The sequence below is a fragment of the Photobacterium kishitanii genome, from assembly GCF_003026355.1.
Taxonomy (GTDB): Bacteria; Pseudomonadota; Gammaproteobacteria; order Enterobacterales; family Vibrionaceae; genus Photobacterium; species Photobacterium kishitanii.
Genome location: NZ_PYON01000004.1, coordinates 292,385 through 310,801, shown reverse-complemented (window position 1 = coordinate 310,801; position 18,417 = coordinate 292,385). Strand labels below are relative to the sequence as shown.

Sequence of the window (18,417 nt, the reverse complement as noted above, 5' to 3'; positions counted from 1 at the left end):
AGTTTGTCCACCATAACAAACTGGTTATTTAACTATTTAGGATTCTCGTGGAAAAAGTTGCTATTTTTGTCGATGTCCAAAACATCTATTATACCGTCAAAGAAAAGTATCATTGTAATTTCGATTACAATGCTTTTTGGGCAGAAGTATCACAAGATCGTGAGATTATTGCTGCTTATGCTTATGCCATTCATAAAGGCGATGAAAAACAGCGGCAATTCCAAAACATCCTGCGAGGGATTGGGTTTGAGGTCAAACTAAAGCCATTTATTCAACGTAGTGATGGCTCAGCAAAGGGTGACTGGGATGTTGGTATTACTATCGATGTACTAGAACATGCAGCTGATGTTGATCGTATTATTTTATTATCCGGTGATGGTGATTTTGATTTATTGGTTGATAAAGTACAAACCAAATATAACACCACCGTTGAAGTCTATGGTGTTCCAGGATTAACCGCGACTTCATTAATTAATACCGCACAATATTATCGTGAAATTGAAAAAACCTTACTTCTTGGGCGTTAGTGTTATAAAAAAAGGCCAACAATATATTGTTGGCCTTCATTGGTTCATCTGATTTGATTTTTATTTTATATGCTGTGCATGAACAAGATCTGCATGACTATAAATATCCATTAGCTCACTTGCTGCTTGGCGTACCATTTTCACAGGAACAATAATGAAATAGATAGACGCTAAAATCACCATTGTAGGATCTGCATAAACCGCTAAATGTGAATATTGAGTCATCATCAAAATTTTCGCGACTACAAAGCCCATTAACACAGCGGCACTGATAACAGTATCCATTACCCACTGTTTAGCTTCAGCATCAGCCAATGCAGATGAAATATTTTGACTTTTGGCTTTGATATAACGATATGTGCCATAACAACCCACAACACTGATCATACCAAAGGCTAAAGCCACGCCTGCATTAATATCACGACCACCAGCTAAAATAGCTTCAATTGCTGAATAAAATGACCACATACACATTAAAGCAATCACTAAGCCTTTAACGGCAATAACAGCTGGAGCTATCATTGCTACTTGCGAACTATCTTTATCTATTTCAGGTTTATGAAGATAATGCGCAGCCCCTAAAGACAACATAGTTAACGCCAAGCTTACTAAAGAATATGCACCATCAAAAATAATCACTAAAGAACCAACAAGTGACCCAAGTACAATCCCCAAAATAGCAAAAGTAAACGATGACACGGTAGACAACAGGAGTAAACCGCGCTCTTGTTGCATTGAACTAGACATATAGACCTCAATCGACAAATTTTTCGTCGTTTTTTTGTTTAATTGTGAAACTAATGAGATGATACAACCACTTCTATTAATACTATAATCACTGAGCGTCAGGTTTATCGTCGCTAAAAAGTATTATTACACTTCATTGTGCTTTCACATTTAACCTATCGGTACCATCAATGAAAATAGCTCAAATTGAAATGTTTCTATCAACGATAAAAACAGGCTCAATTGCCGAAGCAGCCCGTCGTCATGGTAAAAGTCGAACGACTGTTAGCGCATCGTTAAGCGCATTAGAGGATAATTTAGGGGTTGAACTTCTGAACCGTAGCGGAAATCGCATTACACCCACGGTTATAGGTGAAGCAACCGTCAATGATTTCGAGCGTATCGTCTTGATTGCGAGAGATATCCATACTCGATGTGAACAATATAATGTTGGTGTTGAAGCGAGTATTCGTATAGCACGAGATGATTCCCTACCAGAAGCATTATGGCGTCAATTATTACGTCAGATTCGTACTCAATTTCCACAAACAAGTGTCTCTATTTATAGTGCCCCGACTCAAGAACTTGAAGAAATGGTGGCACAAAATTTAGTTGATGTTGCTTATGGCTTATTACCTGATACCCATCTTTTTTCACGACTACAACAAACAGACTTAGGTCAAATACGTATGATGTCTGTCGCCCATAAAAATCACCCTCTTAGCCAACTTCGCAAAGTTAATGATGCCGATCTAGAACGCTACACAGAGATAGCTGTTGCTTATTTTGATGAAGAAAGTTTACGTATTGTGACCCCTAAAGCTGGCAAATATATCGCGTTATCTTTTTATGAGCATTTACGGGATGCAGTACTCGATCAAACGGGTTGGTCATCTTTACCTGCCATCTTAATTAAGCAGCACTTACGAGAAGGAACGCTTAAAGTCATTAAGTACAATCGAGCAATGAATTGGCAATCATATGGTGAAGTTGTTGAAAATGAAGCTCGTCGCGGGACTGTCGTAAAATGGCTATCAGAGCAATTAGAAAATTACTTATTTGATGAAAGCGACTAAGATAAAAACAGTATCATATTGATATTATTAAATTAATAAAATAAATTTAACCTAAAGGTTAATTTATAAAATAATCACATTTTAATAATAGTCCGTAAATCAACCGCAAATAGATCTGACAAATAGCCATTTGTTGCTAAACTTATTTTCATCTATGAAATAATTATTCAACTAACATCTAATATTCGTGAGAATAAATTATTATTTAGAAAAATAATTTATGGTTAAAGTTTTAGATGGAGGCTAGATTGCACAACGTTTTTAATTCAGTATATGCGCCACAAATTAGGAACGTCTAGCACCAGTTTGATGATGATACATACAACTATTACAACAATGATTAAAAGTAATATTGTTATCAATAATCAACTAGGTATAAGCATTCAGCCATTACGAGAATAAATTAAGAGAGTCTAATCAACTCATTATTGATACTTTCTAAACGTAATCTGGATCGCAATTTAAAAGGAAATAAGCTTTATGATGAGAAAATTAGTTGCTGAGTTTATTGGCACCGGTTGGTTAGTTTTAGGTGGTTGTGGTAGCGCGGTATTAGCTGCAGCATACCCAGATTTAGGTATTGGCTTTTTAGGTGTCGCGCTCGCATTTGGTTTAACTGTTGTTACTATGGCATACGCAATTGGTCATATCTCAGGTTGTCATTTAAATCCAGCAGTTACTGTTGGTCTATGGGCTGGCGGTCGTTTCCCTACAGGTGACGTTATCCCGTACATTGCATCACAGGTACTCGGCGGTATTGCTGGTGCTGGCGTGCTGTATATTATTGCAAGTGGTAATGCTAGCTTTGATCTTGCTAATGGTTTTGCTTCTAATGGTTACGGTGCCCATTCTCCTGGTCATTACTCACTACTGTCTTCATTTGTTACCGAAGTCGTAATGACGTTCATGTTCTTATTCGTAATTTTAGGTGCAACGCATAAGCTTTCTTCGCCACAAATGGCTGGTCTTGCTATTGGTCTAGCACTTACACTTATCCACTTAATCAGTATTCCAGTAACAAATACGTCAGTTAACCCTGCTCGTAGTACTGGTCCTGCATTATTTGTTGGCGACTGGGCAACATCACAACTGTGGATGTTCTGGGTCGCACCGCTTATTGGTGCTGTACTTGCCGGCCTTGTTTACCGCTGGTTATGTCCTGACAACGAATACCGTTCAGTAAGCTAAGTTACAGATTCAATGTCTCATATAAAAAAACGAGCTTAATTATTAAGCTCGTTTTTTATTGTTAATCACATAAACTTACTTATCAATGATAAACTATTGTATATCAACTAATTGCAATAAAGCCTGTACTGGATGTTTAAATTGGATATGCTCTAACCGCTTTACTTGACTACGACATGAATACCCGGTTGCCATACAACGAGTGGGATCATATTGCTCAACATTCGTTTTCCAGCTCAAATTATACACCTTTTTAGAGGCTTCAAACTTATCAGCTTCATGTCCAAAAGTCCCAGCCATTCCACAACAACCAACCGCTACTGATTCCATTACACCGCCAAAGTGACTAAAAATAGTCCCCCACTGCTTTTCAGCATTCGGCATTTTAGTTTTTTCTGTACAATGAGCAAATAAGTACCATGGATTATCATTCAACTGTTGTTTTTGAGGCAACTGCGGTAATAACGGTAATAGCCATTCATGTGCAGTTAGCACTGTAAATTTGCCTCGTCGTTGCTGTAATACTTCAGCATACTCATCGCGATAACACAGTACTAAAGCGGGATCTACGCCTACCATCGGAATATTCAACACGGCTAATTGATTTAAAAAATCGGCCGTTGACGTTGCTGTTTTCGCAAAGGCTTTTAAAAAACCTTTAACATGCTGTGCCTTACCGTTAGGCTTAAATGGCAATAAAATTGGTTTTTTACCTAGTTTTTCAATTAGATGAATAAAGTCACGTACAACCTGAGCATCATAAAAACTAGTAAACGGATCTTGAACAATTAATACATAATTTTGACGTTCGTTATCCGATAAGGCTTGCAGCCACTGCATGTCAAAACACAATGCATGATGACCATCAAGGCTTTCAGCTAAAGTGGGTACTGACAGTAATGGCATATCAACATAGCCAATGGTTTTTAATGTTAAATTTTTTGACCATTGTGGGCGAATAAGGCTATTTACTATCACTGGTGCTTTCACCATTAATGGTAAGACGTTTTCAACATAAGCGACTAAATAATCTTTTGCTGGGCGCTGATAACGGCTGTAATACATATTCATAAACCGTGCACGAAAACTAGGAACATCAACTTTAATCGGACACTGACTAGCACAGGCCTTACACGCTAAACAGCCATTCATCGCATCCATCACTTCATGTGAAAAATCATATTGATGACGATTAGCACCATACGTATTCTTTAAACGGTCAATAATCTGTTTTACTGTTGGTGATGTCGTTAATAGTCGCAGTTCTAATTCATCAGCATTGATTCCCTGCTCAGCTAATTGTCTTAACCATTCACGTACCAACCCTGCTCGCCCTTTCGGTGAATGACGACGATCAGCCGAAATCTTCATCGATGGGCACATTGGTGAACTGGTATCATAATTAAAACACAAGCCATTACCATTACACTCCATAGCTTGCTTAAAACTTTCTCGAGTAGTAATCGCTATCTGACGATCATAAAAACCTCTTTTAACACTATCAACTTTAACCAATTCACTATTATTACCAAGTGGTGTACAAATTTTACCCGGATTCATACGATTGTAAGGATCAAACACGGCTTTAATACGACGTAACTCGGTAAATAATTCCTCGCCAAAAAATGCGGGTCCATATTCAGAGCGAAATCCTTTGCCGTGCTCACCCCACATTAAACCGCCATATTTAGCGACTAATGTAACCACCTGATCAGACACTTGCTTCATTAGCAATTCTTGCTGAGGATCACACATATCTAATGCCGGACGCACATGTAATACGCCAGCATCGACATGACCAAACATGCCATAATTTAGTGATTTTTCGTCTAATAACTGTCTAAATTCAGCAATAAAATCTGCTAAATGTTCAGGTGGTACACAGGTATCTTCTGCAAACGCAATCGGCTTTTTGGTGCCTTTGGCTGCCCCTAATAAACCGACAGCTTTTTTACGCATAGTGTAAATTTTTTGAATGCTCGCTAAATCATTGCAGACTTGATAACCAATAATTCCTGCTTGTTGATCGGTAATCAGTTGATCGAGTCGCTGACAGAGTGCGGTAACCTGCTGTTGATTATCTGCAATATCATTACTAGCATACTCAACCATATTGATACCCAACATGGTTTTGCCAGGTACATCCATTAATAGATCTTCAACAGTGTTCCAAACAATATCCTCTTTGGCTAAATTCAATACCTTAGAATCAATTGTTTCGACAGATAATGCATGCGCTTCAACCATCATCGGTGCATTACGTAATGCAGAATCAAAGCTATCGTATTTAATATTAACAAGAGTACGAGATTTAGGGATTGGGGTAATATTTAATTTAGCTTCTGCGATAAACGCTAATGATCCTTCAGCTCCACATAAGAGGCGTGCAATATCAAACTGTTGAAGTTGATCATCATAAACATTTTTTAAATCATAACCCGTAAGAAAACGGTTAAGTTGGGGGAATTTAGCCAGTATTTGTTGGCGCTTATCTCGACAGATTTGAGCTGTCGTTTGCAAGGCATTACCAACAAACGAAGTACTATGTAATCTCTCTAATTGTTCCGATGTGAGAGGCTCAGTATTTAATACTGAGCCGTCAATCAATACTGCGGTAAGCGCTAAAACATGATCAGAGGTTTTGCCATACTTTAATGATCCTTGACCAGAAGCATCAGTATTAATCATACCACCGATAGTCGCTCGATTACTGGTTGAAAGATCTGGCGAGAAAAAATAGCCATGAGCACGTAACGCATCATTAAGTTGATCTTTAATCACGCCACTTTGTACTCGAACCCAACCTTCTGTCGGGTTTACTTCAAGTATCTGATTAAAATAACGAGAGAGGTCAACCACAATACCTGAGGTAAGTGACTGCCCATTAGTTCCTGTGCCGCCACCACGTGCAGAAAAGGTGACGAGTTGAAACTCATCACGGCTACCTATTTTTCCTAACAAAGTTAAATCGTCAATATTACGGGGTAACACTACCGCCTGTGGTAGCTGTTGGTAGATACTATTATCCGTCGCTACAGCCAAACGGCTGGCATAGTTTTTTTCAATATCACCTTGAAAACCAGCGTTCGACAATGCTGCTAAATACGACAATACAACGTTATCAATACTGCTTTGATAGGTTAATGCTGGTAACATTATTTTAACTCCCTCTCCAGTCGCTACGCAATCATGCACTGTCGCTTCCCACGACAACTGGTCTACTATTTATAATTAATCGTTTTAACAATATGTTAAAAGTTTATCGTTTCACTTTACTCTACCTAGAAAATAAACAAAACTATTTCTAAGTTAATATCCCTGTATCTACGAAGCTATTAGCATGTTAAAACGACTAATTATAATCGATATTAAATACCACCCATGAGGGTATATTTCATTTCGGTATACTCTTCTAAACCTTGATGTGCCCCTTCTCGACCTAACCCTGACTCTTTTACACCCCCAAATGGTGCTAGTTCAGTTGAAATAAGTCCTTCATTAACACCAACCATGCCATATTCTAATGCTTCACTAACATTAAATGCGCGTGAGAGTGATTGCGTATAAATATAAGCAGCCAAACCTGAATCTGTATTATTCGCGCGAGTAACCACCTCTTGATCATCACTAAAACTAAAAAGAGCCGCTAATGGTCCAAAAGTTTCTTCCGTTGCAACAAGCATGTCATCATTAACATCACGAATAATAGTCGGTGTAACAAAGCAGTCACTCGATGCTTGTTGGCGACCTAAAACTAAACGAGCACCTTTTAACATCGCGTCATGAATATGACGTTCAACTTTTTCAACTGCAGCTCGGTTAATCAATGGTCCCATAGTAACGTCAGCATCAAGTCCATTACCGATCTTTAATAACGCTACCTGTTGCTTTAATCGCTCAACAAATTGTTCATAAATACTATCATGGACATAAATACGATTAGCACATACGCAAGTTTGACCAGCATTACGAAACTTAGCAATCATCACGCCATCAATTGCACGATCAATATCAGCATCATCAAAAATAATAAACGGCGCATTTCCACCTAACTCTAATGAAACTTTTTTAACGGTGGTTGCCGCTTGTGCCATTAATAGTTTACCTATCGCCGTAGAACCAGTGAAAGATATCTTTTTAACCTTCTTATTACCGGTTAATTCTGTGCCAATCTTAACGGCATCACCTGTCACCACATTAAATAAACCATCAGGAATACCAGCCTCTTGAGCTAATGCTGCAAATGCAAGAGCTGTAAAAGGAGTATCAGGTGCAGGTTTCAATACCACTGCACAACCAGCTGCAAATGCAGGACCACATTTACGAGTAATCATTGCTGCTGGAAAATTCCATGGTGTAATAGCTGCCACGACACCAACAGCTTGGCGTGAAACTAAAATACGCGCATCAGCTTTATGGCTTGGAATTATTTCACCATTCATGCGCTTAGCTTCTTCAGCATACCATTCAATAAAGCTAGCAGCGTACGCAATCTCACCTTTCGCTTCATTAAGAGGCTTGCCTTGCTCTAAAGTTAAAATAGTTGCTAACTCAACGGTATGATCGATAATCAGCTGATACCATTGACGTAAAACCGTGGCTTTATATTTAGCTGTCGTTTTTGACCATTGTCGATACGCTCTATCTGCACCTTCTATCGCAACCCGTGTTTCTTCCACTCCCATCAAAGGCACATTGCCAATGACTTCAGTTGTGGCTGGATTAGTAACGACAGTAGATTTTCCTGAATAGGCATTTACCCACTCGCCATTAATAAACGCTTGTTGCTTAAACAAACCACCTAGAGATAATGTCATTACGGTACCCTACTTTATTTTTTCAATGAATTAGGTATGAAAAGACTAGAATAAAAACTACTCATTGAAATATATAACTGACTAATTGAGCATTATATTACAAGCCTATCAATATAACAGCTTAGGTCGACATTAACTCCGACTCAGTAATTAGAAATAAAATCACAAAAATCATGCTATTCATCAGCAAATAATCGTTATCGCGACTACGCTTAGATAATAAATGTATTAATAGTTATCTTAATGAGAACATACGTAAAATTGAATCATTAAGCATAACCATAGCTTTACTTTCGTTTATAAAGTGGAAATAAATATAGCTTATGCAAACAAGTAGACAGCTTATTCATATTCGCCATGGCATAAAAAAAGGCACGACCACTTCCTTTATCCATGAACAGCATTTTGCAACCACAAATCCATTTGTTTTATGGGAACACTTTACGTCAAAGATACCAACAAACCATAGCTTAGATTTTCATGGTCATTCAGGAATAGAAGCGATTAGCTACCCACTAACTGGTATTATTTCTCATCATGACTCAACACAACAGCATCATATGATTAATAGTGGCGATATTCATATAATGACCAGTGGCCAAGGCGTTATTCACAAATCAACGTTCTTACCCCAACAATCAACAAGAGAATCAATACAATTATGGACAGCGTTACCTACAACTGATAATCAAGAAATGTGTCAACCTATAAGCCAATTATTTCCTAAAGAACAATTACCCCTTGTTGAAGATAACCATTCAACAACTAAAGTACTCATTGGAAGCTATCACCAACATATGAGTCCTGTAATCAATCATTGTGAGCTAATTTTTCTCGATATTATAATGACCTCTTATAGCAGATGGTACTTTACCCCACCTAAACAATATTTATCAGGCTTTATTTACTTAAAATCAGGAATTGCTTATAGCGCTAATAACAAACTAACACCATTTCAAATGGGGTTATTTGAGCCAACCTCTGCTCCTATAATAATTACGACAACAAATCAAAGCTCGCGTTTTTTTATCGTTTGTGCAGTTCCATTAAAACAACCATTAATAACTAATCAACATTCTGTTCATTCCAATAAAAATAACATCAAAAAAAGCAAAGCAACAATTGATCAATTAATGTCAAGTATAAACAAATAAACTATAAAAGGAGGTGCAAATAAAATAGTGATACATATATCAATAAGAAATACTTATAAGTTTGATATGCGCAATCAAGTTAATACCATGATATTATTTTCGAATATCCTTATACTAAAAATAAATCATTAAGGTGTAATAAACATTATCGTTATTACATATCAGAATTAATGTCCAAAGGTGTTTTCCATGCTAACCTTAAAAGGGTTGTCTTCAAACTGCACAATATATAGAAATATCGCCATTCAATTGACTGTGTGCTTTTTGTTTATTTAAATTACATTTCAAACACTTATTGAATTTAAATTCTTTGATAAAGATACTTTGAATGCTATTCATAACCACAGTATGAAAATAAACATTCTATTCTTTTTTACTCTTTTATTTGTTTTTTGTTATCTTATAAATTGTATAAATAAGTGGTTTATAAACCCATTAAACCAATTAAAAGAAGTAATCAATGATATAAATAATATATCAAACAACAAAACTATTCATGAGAATGATATAATAAACACCTTTGAAAATTATTGCATGCTGATAAAAGAACTTGCAGAAAAAGATTCTCAAATAGATTTAGAGATATCTATGCTTACTAAAGAAAAACACTCAGCCATGCGTCAAAAACAATTAACATCAAGTATTTTAAATAATAGTCAGGATGTAATTATCATTATCGATAGTGATGGCATTATTAAGCAAGTTAGCCCTAGTTTCTGCCAGCTAATTGGCGTCAAATATGAACATGTCATTCATCAACCTTTAATAAAATTTATTAACACTGCCGCATACAAAAACATTAAAGCATCCCTTTCTCATGAGCTGAATAACTCTCATCAATGGCAAGGTGAATTTAATGTTCAGCACGCAATTAACAAAAAAAACATTCCTGTATACGTAAAAATAAACAAATTCACCGATCACAATAAAAACAATAATATACAATATTCAATTATTGCAACAGATCTGACAACAATAAAAGAAATTGATCGCCTTATTCATATTAATCATCATGATACATTAACAGGATTGCCCAACAGAACAGCTCTTAGTAACCGCTTAAACGCTGAACTTAAAATGCAATATACAGCACAGCATAAATTTGCCGTACTGTTTATTGATTTAGATAACTTTAAACGAATAAATGATAATTACGGTCATCAAACTGGTGACAAAGTGCTCAAAGTCATAGCAAATAAATTACGCAACTCTGTGAAAAAAAACGATATGATTGCACGTCTTGCTGGTGATGAGTTTATCGCAATCATTAACCCCGCAGCTGGACATGAGGATGTTCTACAAACATGTGAGCGCATACTAAGTGTGTTACAACAACCGATTATCATTGAGAAACACCGCTTAACGATTAATGCTAGCCTTGGCTGCTATTACGCACATCCGAACAAACAACAAACAATTGATGAAATTTTATCTCAAGCAGATATTGCTATGTATAAAGCAAAAATAGCAGGAAAGGGATGTATTATCGAATGTAATTCATTTTAATAAAAATGCCGTCTAAATAATTATTTAGACGGCATTTAAAATTAATTTACGGGCGAGTTGCTAATTGAAATGTTCCATTTGATTGAAACCAAACTACTTGATTTTGTTTACGTCCAAGCAATAATGGGCCATCATCAAAAAACAAAAAATTCTTCCAGTTACGTTTAAAAACGCCCCATTTAGTTTCAATAATATTGTATTTCTCATAGCAAAAGAAAATAGTGGTATTATCTTCCCACTTAATATCTGCCAACAATTCCGCAGGTAACTCAGGCTCATCACTATCCCAAGCTTGTTGCCAATCCATCGCGTCTGACCAAATTTTTTTATCAAACGCCCAATCACCTTTTTCAAAATGATCAGCATCAGAACTTTGGCTACTCACGTGTTCACACCACAATTGCGCCGAACGAGCTTGAGTAAATGGTTTTATCTGTACTAAATCAGCTTCAGCAACAGGCATTGAAGCATGAGTGAAAATCCATTTACGTATGTAACTATCAAATTCGGTATAATTCATTTGTCAGCCTAAAAAAATAAAGACGACGCAATGTACATCAGTGCAGATATTTGTTCCAGTCTCTCACTAACAATTTTTATACCTCAGATTTAGCAACGGTACAAAAGATACGAATAATATCGTATCTTTTTAAATAAGATCACCCAATCAATCGCTATTATTTACTTATTTGGTTGCCACAGATCACTGACCCAACCACCTATATGATCATCATAATGGTTATCCAAAAACGTAGGTGTTGTTCTTACTGGTGCATCATGATGACAATCAAGAAGTTCAGATATATGCCTCGCCATCGGATCATCGGTGGACTGCATTTGCCTTTTCTGGGCAATTTCCTTAATAATCTGTAATCGATATGACGAGTTCATCTTTTTCATTTCCAACTCCTCTCAGTAAAATACATAAATAACAACCAAATAAAAATAGGCCTCTCTACGGATTACGTCAAATGACTGGCTTTAAATTGTCACATAATTAGATTATGACAAGTTAAATTTACTATTTTAAAAACAATAGCTTATCATATTTAATATTGCTTTTTAAAATACACCATTCATAACTTCTTCTTAACTTACTGATTATAAGTAACTTTAAAAAAAATTATTTTTTTATTTAATTGTCAATTATTCACACTGTTATCTCAATATTGCAGCGTAATTAACAGCGTTAATTTTATGGTACATCTGCTAGACTATTAACATTCATTATTAATATCGTTATTTTTAATTGCTTCAGGAGTGTTCGTGCGTTTATTGCCTATTATTACTTTTTCTTTGGTGAGTATATTTAGCTCCATCATTTATGCTAACGCAAACACATTAGCAACCCCATCCGCGATGGATAATACTCCCACTCAATTATTACCTAACAAACATAATCAATGTAATAAGACATTGAACTACAAGATTTTTTTTGAAGGACACCATATTGGTAATTATCAACGTAATTTAGTTTGGAATGGTACTCAGGCTAATGTTTATACTGATAGCACAGTCAACGTGTTAATTACTAAGGCAAAATTGAGTCAACATTCAAAATTTCATTGGTCATTACAACGTCAAAGTTTTGTGACTGATTCTTTTGAGCGTAATATAAAAGGTTTAATGACAGGAAAAGTATCCGCTACTTTTAGCGATAACGGCGCAAAATCAACAGTGATTGAAGACGGAAAATCGCACCAATTCAGTGAAGCCTTATTACCAATACTTGATGGTGATACAATCAGCGCGCAGATGCGATTGGATATTATGCAAGGCAAGAAAAATTTCGACTTTATTTTACAAAATAGCGATGACACCAGCCATTACTACTTTAAAGTTATCGGCGAAGAGACTATAGCGACTAATTTTGGTGAGCTAAAAGCAATTCGAGTTGACCAAATAAAGAAAAGTGATCGCCAACTTTCATTATGGTTTGCCCCTTCGATTGATTACCAACTAGTTCGTGCAACCTATAAGCGTAAACTGCTAGATTTAAAGGCTGTATTAATCAGCAAAAAAATAAATTGTCCGCAGCCAATTGTACTTAAATAACATAAATGGCATTAAACAATCATGAAAATAAATGCTGTTTAATGCCCTTTTATTTCGCTATCGCTTTACCGCCAATAATTTTATATGCCGGCGTCCCCCGCACCAAGGTTTCACGAGCAAATACCGTATTGCATTCAGGACAAGTGCACGCTTGATGAGTAAAATCTTTACTAATCCTTTCTTTAAAACATTTCACTAGCGCGCCTTTACCGCCTTTACGATATTTAAATAATAGCGTTTTACAGCGACAACATAACACATCAACCGTTTTAACCGGTCCTTTCTTATTGGGCTTGGCCATAATTCTATTTATTCTTATAACGACTGCTGAGATCGTATTATTGCCAATTGAACTAATTGGTCAATTACGTGCTTATCTTGATCAAATACATGCGCTAAATTACCATATTTTGGTTGATGTCGATCATTTTCATAAGCATGTTGCCACCCATTTGTTGTTGACATAAACAGTTCTGCAAACTGGGGAGAAATAGCTAAACACCCCGCTAAAACAGTATCAACATAGCTTTGAATGATGGGTTTTTGACAACATGGAGAACAAAAATCGTCATTAACATATACCCATACAGGACCTTTTAGTTCTAAAGACTGGTTACCTACACAAGTAATATTATCCCATTGGATTTCTACTCGCTGATAACCATGTTCGCGCTTATCAAACTCAGCAAGAGCTAACGCATCAACCTTCACAAGTACACCATTGCACTGGCCTTTTTGTTGTACAACGACTAATGGCGAAATAGGATAACTACCTTCTATTTTTCCCCAATGCCGTTGTAATCCATCAACGACAACAGGTATAGCTTCACCAGTATTACCTGTACGTTGACGTGAGTAAGCATTGATCAGACTTCCATAACCAAAAATATACATAACACTCCCTCTTATTATTATATTACTTATCTAGCCTATCATTTTCTAAAAAGGTAATGTGAAAAAATGGCAAAAATCCATCCATTGCTGTTGGTAATGCTTCAATAATTGCGTATCTACGACTTTAAATTGTACTTTATCATTAGGCTTAGCTTGAGCAAGACGCAATAAATCCATTCGAGTAATACAGCCTAAAATAGGATATCCTCCTAATGTTTGACGATCATTCAGTAATATTATCGGTAACCCATCAGATGGAATTTGAATCGCACCAACAGCAATAGGCTGTGAAATTAATCCCGTTGCTAACCCTTTTATTCTCGTTCCCTGCAAATGACACCCCATTCGATCTGACGTTGACATTACTTGATAAGGGTTATGATAAAAAAGCGTTTTTTGCTGAGGAGTAAAGCTCTCTGCTTGATAGCCTTCAATAACATGTAACACTATATTGGCACTATAATCAGGAATATATTCACTGGGTATGGTTGAATATGTCGTCAATAACGGTGCATGATAACGTTCAAGAACATCATTCTTCGCCAATGGCTGCCCAGGGATTAAACCACCTAATTGTTCCCGTATAACAGTCGCTGCGCTACCTAGTACTTTAGGAACATCAAAGCCACCTCGAATCGCAAGATAAGCGCGTAAACCATGTTTAGCCGCACCAAACTGTAATCGCTGGCCTTTGTTAAGTGAGAATGCCTGCCATGGGGAAATTGGTTGACCATCAATTGTTGCAGCCATATCCGCACCAGTTAGCGCGCATTGGCAGTCATCAAGAGCTTCAAAACAAGCGAGACCAACAGTTAATTCTAATTGCGCGGCATTACTATCGTTAGATAACAGGTAATTCGCCCAACAAAAAGCATGTAAATCCATGGCCCCACCTTGAGTAACGCCTTGCTGAGCAACACCATAGCGACCAAGATCTTGTATTAAAGATAATATTCCTGGGTTTATTACTATCAAACTGGGCATATCGTTCCCCCAAGTTCCAAAAATCTCGAGCGATCAATAGGATCAAATTTCACTTTATCGCCAATGGCAAAACAAGATTGTGGATAAGATTGCGCTTCAAATACTGACTGAGGACAATTACCAATAATATGCCAACCGCCAGGACTTTTTTGAGGATAAATGGCAGTTTGTTGATCAGCAATACCCACGCTACCAGCAGGAACATATTGTCGAGGGGTCGAATGCCGAGGTACAGCAATAGCCTCATCAACAGCCGATAAAAATGCAAAGCCAGGTGCAAAGCCTATCGCACCAACATCATAAAATTGGCGACTATGTAACTTAATCACAGCCTCAATACTTAACTGGCATAACCTTGCTAAAGCTTGTAAATCTGGACCTACCTCAGGATGATAATAAACCTCCAAATGGTGTACCTTAGCTGATATCGATTGCCGCTTAATATTATAACCTTGATACCATTTCAAACTAATTTGTTGCAATTGAGTAAAGTCACATTGACTCAACTTATATTGCAACATCACCTTGGTATATGAAGGCACAACTTCGACGATAAATGGAGAATATTGTTGCTGAATATAGTCGACAAAAGCCGCAATACATTGGGTTGTTTCAGCGCTAATAATATCGCTAAACTCAACCATCAATATTCCTTCTGAAATCGGGGAAATTTTCATATTATTTCCCGTTATCAGAACAATGCTTCGCAGGAGCAATTAACGTTGCTAACGCTTTTACTAATTGAATCGCTTGAGGAGTATCACTATGTACACATACTGAATCAACGTCCAATAACAACCAATCCCCTGCTTGGGTTCTCACTTTTCCCTGCAGTAATTGCTGCATTTGTTGTTGGACTGCAGTTACAGTATTTAACACTGCATTTGGTTGATCTCGAGGCACAAGCATACCTGAAGATAAATAGGCACGATCGGCAAAAGCTTCAAGTATTAATGTCACATTATAGTCATCAGCAATAGCTTGATAGCGATAATTATCTTTCCGTGAAAGTACCATTAATGACAATGGTTGCTGGCGATAACGGTTTAGTTGATTTATTGTTTTTACAATAACAATAAAGATCTGTTCATCCATCATCATATCGTGATAAAGCGCACCATGAGGTTTAACGTAGTGCAGCGTTGAAGCCTGTAATTGACACAAACTTTCTAATGCCCCAACTTGGTACGCAAGCAAATTAGCAATTGCGGTTAAAGAGTGATCAATATGACGCCGCCCAAAACCTAACTTATCATCATAGCTAGGATGTGCACCTAATATAACGGCATGTTGATTAGCTAAACGAATTGTTTCCGTCATCGTATCAGGATCTGCGGCATGAAAGCCGCACGCAATATTCGCCATCGAAATCGAAGCCATCACATCGCTATCATTGCCCATTTTCCATTCGCCAAAACTTTCACCCATATCGCAATTTAATTTCATTCGCCCTCCTAGCGCTAACAACATTGGTATAAATATAATGTCGTTATTCCTAACTGAGTGTAGTATTAAATAGCTAAGGTAATGATTTAAATTACCTTAGTTGTAATCATGATCAAATAATTACTCAACTTAATGCACTAAAAAAAGGATTTCAATGAAAACAATTTTAGTTTTATTAGGTGCTGTATTTTTATTATCAGCATGCTCACCAACAGTTGGTAGCGAAAAATGGTGCAAACAGCTAAAGGAGAAAGCTAAGGGGGAATGGACTGCAAATGAGGCTGTTGAGTTTACCAAGAACTGCATTATTCGCTTAGATGACGATAATAAATAATGTTAACGCACTATTTTAATCAATATTAAATCAACAATTATATATTCAGTAATCATCAGACGAAAAAAAAGCTCATCTAATGATGAGCTTTTTTAAAAGATGGTGCCCCGGGCCGGACTTGAACCGGCACAGCGCGAACGCCGAGGGATTTTAAATCCCTTGTGTCTACCAATTCCACCACCAGGGCACGCAATTTCTTGCGATGGGTAAGACACCATCTGTAGATATCGCTATTAAAGCCATACCTTTTAATTTTTAATAACTATTTCATTTATAGCTTATAAATGAAAAGATGGTGCCCCGGGCCGGACTTGAACCGGCACAGCGCGAACGCCGAGGGATTTTAAATCCCTTGTGTCTACCAATTCCACCACCAGGGCACGCAATTTCTTGCGATGGGTAAGACACCATCTATAAATACCGCTATTTAGCCGTATTTTTTAATTTGGAGCGACACACGAGGTTCGAACTCGTGACCTCAACCTTGGCAAGGTTGCGCTCTACCAGCTGAGCTAGTGTCGCAAGAGGAAGTATGGAGGCGCGTCCCGGAGTCGAACCGAGGTACACGGATTTGCAATCCGCTGCATAGCCACTCTGCCAACGCGCCATATTTCCTAACCAGTAAGACGTTGATGTCTCGTGGTATGGGATGCATTGTACGGATTACAGGGGGGGAGTCAACTGCATTTTTTAATTTTCTGATTGTTTGCTTATTTTACATACAAAACAAACTGTTCCGACTATATGGCATACAACCTACTACATAATATCCCGCATTGAATCAGACGGAATAATTGCATCAGAGCATGTTGTCACTCGATGGCTCAGTTTTTGTGCCAATAACAATGACTGTGCGATGGTTTGCTTATTTATCCTCTCAGCAAGATACCCCGCAACAAATGCATTATCTGCAATATGATCGCCATATTGCACTGCCACTTTAATACTTGCCACTCTTAAAAGTGAACTCGAAGTAATCACTAAGCTACATACTGTACATTCATTTTTTTTTGTTTGCTTAAACACAACTTCACGACAACCCCATTTAATATAACGTTGGGTTAAATAACGAGAACTTCCCCAGATTCGCATTTCATCATTTAAATCAACAAAAGCAATATCAACATAAGGAAAGATCTTTTCATACCAATATTGTGCCTGCCTTGTTGACCATAAATCATCTCGAAAACTATTGTCTAAATAAACCTTACCCCCTCTTTTTTTATGTGCATCAAGTAACGTTAACAGTAATGTTTTATCATCATCCGTTAACACTGCAATACAGCCACCGCTAATATAAATAGCACCATAGTCATTATTAGTCAGAGCATGGTTTAATAATGCAGGACCATAAGAAAAATAATACCGCATCGCATTATCTTTATTCCAATAATGGTAATGACGCTGACCATGATTATCCGTTTCAATAAAGCATAAATTAGGGAATTTAGTTGCAAGACATTTCACTAAACTAGTATCGATATTTTCTCGTTGCCAACACTGCAACATTTTCATCGATACCTTTTCAATACCTATGCAGGTTGCATAACTAACATTAATGGCACGAGAGCCACCTAACCGCGCTAGGTATAAAGCACGATTAACAATATTACCGCCATATGTTTGATGCCGAGGTGAATGATTAAGCTCAACTAATGCTTCACCCAAAAATACAATCTTCATATCTTCCCTCGCTATAGATAGCGCTAG

The 18,417-nt window shown here is 37.1% G+C and carries 18 protein-coding genes and 4 tRNA genes; 7 read left to right on the top strand and 15 right to left on the bottom strand.

Annotated elements, in window-relative coordinates; genetic code table 11:
* Positions 1-47 precede the first annotated feature (47 nt).
* Positions 48-527 carry a LabA-like NYN domain-containing protein gene (locus tag C0W29_RS07205; RefSeq protein ID WP_045045823.1) on the top strand — a complete coding sequence of 160 codons (480 nt, stop codon included), beginning with the start codon at positions 48-50 and terminating at the stop codon, positions 525-527.
* Positions 528-587: 60 nt separating this feature from the next.
* Here C0W29_RS07205 and C0W29_RS07200 read toward each other — a convergent pair whose 3' ends face one another.
* Positions 588-1,274: a cation transporter gene (locus C0W29_RS07200; RefSeq protein ID WP_045043998.1), complete on the bottom strand. Its 687-nt coding sequence runs from the start codon at positions 1,272-1,274 to the stop codon at positions 588-590.
* A 170-nt stretch (positions 1,275-1,444) separates the two neighbouring features.
* Here C0W29_RS07200 and C0W29_RS07195 point away from each other — a divergent pair, with 170 nt between their 5' ends.
* Positions 1,445-2,329, top strand: coding sequence for a LysR family transcriptional regulator (locus C0W29_RS07195; RefSeq protein ID WP_045043999.1), 885 nt, complete (start codon positions 1,445-1,447; stop codon positions 2,327-2,329).
* Between the two features lie 483 nt (positions 2,330-2,812).
* Positions 2,813-3,517 (top strand): aquaporin Z, encoded by a 705-nt coding sequence (aqpZ, locus tag C0W29_RS07190; RefSeq protein WP_201257791.1) that lies wholly within the window; start codon positions 2,813-2,815, stop codon positions 3,515-3,517.
* 93 nt (positions 3,518-3,610) lie between these two features.
* Here the strand turns inward: aqpZ and ydiJ are convergent, their stop codons facing one another.
* The gene (ydiJ, locus tag C0W29_RS07185) at positions 3,611-6,673 is read right to left on the bottom strand and encodes a D-2-hydroxyglutarate dehydrogenase YdiJ (RefSeq protein ID WP_045045824.1); all 3,063 of its coding nucleotides are present in this window, start codon (positions 6,671-6,673) and stop codon (positions 3,611-3,613) included.
* A 212-nt stretch (positions 6,674-6,885) separates the two neighbouring features.
* Positions 6,886-8,334, bottom strand: coding sequence for an NAD-dependent succinate-semialdehyde dehydrogenase (locus C0W29_RS07180; protein ID WP_045044001.1), 1,449 nt, complete (start codon positions 8,332-8,334; stop codon positions 6,886-6,888).
* 323 nt (positions 8,335-8,657) lie between these two features.
* On the opposite strand from C0W29_RS07180, the gene C0W29_RS07175 reads away from it, so the two are divergent.
* Both C0W29_RS07175 and C0W29_RS07170 read left to right on the top strand, forming a co-directional pair.
* A complete protein-coding gene (locus C0W29_RS07175) occupies positions 8,658-9,488 on the top strand; it encodes a pirin family protein (protein ID WP_107174230.1) in 831 nt (276 codons plus the stop codon).
* A 348-nt stretch (positions 9,489-9,836) separates the two neighbouring features.
* Complete coding sequence (locus C0W29_RS07170) at positions 9,837-10,994, top strand: GGDEF domain-containing protein (RefSeq protein WP_107174229.1); 1,158 nt, start codon at positions 9,837-9,839, stop codon at positions 10,992-10,994.
* A gap of 46 nt (positions 10,995-11,040) precedes the next feature.
* On the opposite strand, the gene C0W29_RS07165 is transcribed toward C0W29_RS07170, so the two are convergent.
* Positions 11,041-11,514: a DUF2947 domain-containing protein gene (locus C0W29_RS07165; protein WP_045044005.1), complete on the bottom strand. Its 474-nt coding sequence runs from the start codon at positions 11,512-11,514 to the stop codon at positions 11,041-11,043.
* 161 nt (positions 11,515-11,675) lie between these two features.
* Entirely contained in the window at positions 11,676-11,894 is a 219-nt protein-coding gene (locus C0W29_RS07160) for a hypothetical protein (RefSeq protein ID WP_045044006.1), read from the bottom strand.
* Positions 11,895-12,260: 366 nt separating this feature from the next.
* Between C0W29_RS07160 and C0W29_RS07155 the strand changes: the two genes are divergently transcribed.
* Positions 12,261-13,049 (top strand): DUF3108 domain-containing protein, encoded by a 789-nt coding sequence (locus C0W29_RS07155; protein ID WP_045044007.1) that lies wholly within the window; start codon positions 12,261-12,263, stop codon positions 13,047-13,049.
* Positions 13,050-13,098: 49 nt separating this feature from the next.
* On the opposite strand, the gene C0W29_RS07150 is transcribed toward C0W29_RS07155, so the two are convergent.
* Genes C0W29_RS07150 through C0W29_RS07130 form a run of 5 tightly spaced genes read right to left on the bottom strand, consistent with a single transcriptional unit; the run spans position 13,099 to position 16,373 of the window.
* Positions 13,099-13,350, bottom strand: a complete 252-nt coding sequence (locus C0W29_RS07150; RefSeq protein WP_045044008.1) for a Zn-ribbon motif protein — start codon at positions 13,348-13,350, stop codon at positions 13,099-13,101.
* A 14-nt stretch (positions 13,351-13,364) separates the two neighbouring features.
* Entirely contained in the window at positions 13,365-13,943 is a 579-nt protein-coding gene (locus C0W29_RS07145) for a gamma-glutamylcyclotransferase family protein (protein ID WP_045044009.1), read from the bottom strand.
* Positions 13,944-13,988: 45 nt separating this feature from the next.
* Positions 13,989-14,927: a 5-oxoprolinase subunit C family protein gene (locus tag C0W29_RS07140; protein ID WP_045045827.1), complete on the bottom strand. Its 939-nt coding sequence runs from the start codon at positions 14,925-14,927 to the stop codon at positions 13,989-13,991.
* Entirely contained in the window at positions 14,915-15,604 is a 690-nt protein-coding gene (pxpB, locus tag C0W29_RS07135) for a 5-oxoprolinase subunit PxpB (protein ID WP_045045828.1), read from the bottom strand. Before pxpB ends, C0W29_RS07140 begins: the two co-directional genes overlap by 13 nt.
* Before the next feature lies 1 nt (position 15,605).
* Positions 15,606-16,373: a 5-oxoprolinase subunit PxpA gene (locus tag C0W29_RS07130; protein WP_045045829.1), complete on the bottom strand. Its 768-nt coding sequence runs from the start codon at positions 16,371-16,373 to the stop codon at positions 15,606-15,608.
* 154 nt (positions 16,374-16,527) lie between these two features.
* Between C0W29_RS07130 and C0W29_RS07125 the strand changes: the two genes are divergently transcribed.
* A complete protein-coding gene (locus C0W29_RS07125) occupies positions 16,528-16,707 on the top strand; it encodes a DUF3012 domain-containing protein (RefSeq protein ID WP_045045830.1) in 180 nt (59 codons plus the stop codon).
* A 100-nt stretch (positions 16,708-16,807) separates the two neighbouring features.
* Here C0W29_RS07125 and C0W29_RS07120 read toward each other — a convergent pair.
* The 5 genes from C0W29_RS07120 to C0W29_RS07100 all read right to left on the bottom strand — a co-directional run bounded on the left by C0W29_RS07120 (position 16,808) and on the right by C0W29_RS07100 (position 18,390).
* A tRNA-Leu gene (locus tag C0W29_RS07120) sits at positions 16,808-16,894 on the bottom strand.
* 106 nt (positions 16,895-17,000) lie between these two features.
* A tRNA-Leu gene (locus C0W29_RS07115) sits at positions 17,001-17,087 on the bottom strand.
* Between the two features lie 66 nt (positions 17,088-17,153).
* Positions 17,154-17,229, bottom strand: a tRNA-Gly gene (locus C0W29_RS07110).
* Positions 17,230-17,240: 11 nt separating this feature from the next.
* Positions 17,241-17,314: transfer RNA gene (locus tag C0W29_RS07105), tRNA-Cys, on the bottom strand.
* Between the two features lie 152 nt (positions 17,315-17,466).
* The gene (locus C0W29_RS07100; RefSeq protein ID WP_045044865.1) at positions 17,467-18,390 is read right to left on the bottom strand and encodes a PfkB family carbohydrate kinase; all 924 of its coding nucleotides are present in this window, start codon (positions 18,388-18,390) and stop codon (positions 17,467-17,469) included.
* Positions 18,391-18,417: the final 27 nt, after the last annotated feature.

Bases quoted from the DNA above. Each gene is read 5' to 3' on its own strand.
- C0W29_RS07195 (WP_045043999.1), top strand. From the start codon at position 1,445: ATGAAAATAGCTCAAATTGAAATGTTTCTATCAACGATAAAAACAGGC.
- C0W29_RS07160 (WP_045044006.1), bottom strand. From the start codon at position 11,894: ATGAAAAAGATGAACTCGTCATATCGATTACAGATTATTAAGGAAATT.
- C0W29_RS07200 (WP_045043998.1), bottom strand. From the start codon at position 1,274: ATGTCTAGTTCAATGCAACAAGAGCGCGGTTTACTCCTGTTGTCTACC.
- C0W29_RS07175 (WP_107174230.1), top strand. From the start codon at position 8,658: ATGCAAACAAGTAGACAGCTTATTCATATTCGCCATGGCATAAAAAAA.
- ydiJ (WP_045045824.1), bottom strand. From the start codon at position 6,673: ATGTTACCAGCATTAACCTATCAAAGCAGTATTGATAACGTTGTATTG.
- C0W29_RS07125 (WP_045045830.1), top strand. From the start codon at position 16,528: ATGAAAACAATTTTAGTTTTATTAGGTGCTGTATTTTTATTATCAGCA.
- C0W29_RS07170 (WP_107174229.1), top strand. From the start codon at position 9,837: ATGAAAATAAACATTCTATTCTTTTTTACTCTTTTATTTGTTTTTTGT.
- C0W29_RS07140 (WP_045045827.1), bottom strand. From the start codon at position 14,927: ATGCCCAGTTTGATAGTAATAAACCCAGGAATATTATCTTTAATACAA.
- C0W29_RS07130 (WP_045045829.1), bottom strand. From the start codon at position 16,373: ATGAAATTAAATTGCGATATGGGTGAAAGTTTTGGCGAATGGAAAATG.
- aqpZ (WP_201257791.1), top strand. From the start codon at position 2,813: ATGAGAAAATTAGTTGCTGAGTTTATTGGCACCGGTTGGTTAGTTTTA.
- C0W29_RS07180 (WP_045044001.1), bottom strand. From the start codon at position 8,334: ATGACATTATCTCTAGGTGGTTTGTTTAAGCAACAAGCGTTTATTAAT.
- C0W29_RS07150 (WP_045044008.1), bottom strand. From the start codon at position 13,350: ATGGCCAAGCCCAATAAGAAAGGACCGGTTAAAACGGTTGATGTGTTA.
- C0W29_RS07165 (WP_045044005.1), bottom strand. From the start codon at position 11,514: ATGAATTATACCGAATTTGATAGTTACATACGTAAATGGATTTTCACT.
- pxpB (WP_045045828.1), bottom strand. From the start codon at position 15,604: ATGAAAATTTCCCCGATTTCAGAAGGAATATTGATGGTTGAGTTTAGC.
- C0W29_RS07145 (WP_045044009.1), bottom strand. From the start codon at position 13,943: ATGTATATTTTTGGTTATGGAAGTCTGATCAATGCTTACTCACGTCAA.
- C0W29_RS07100 (WP_045044865.1), bottom strand. From the start codon at position 18,390: ATGAAGATTGTATTTTTGGGTGAAGCATTAGTTGAGCTTAATCATTCA.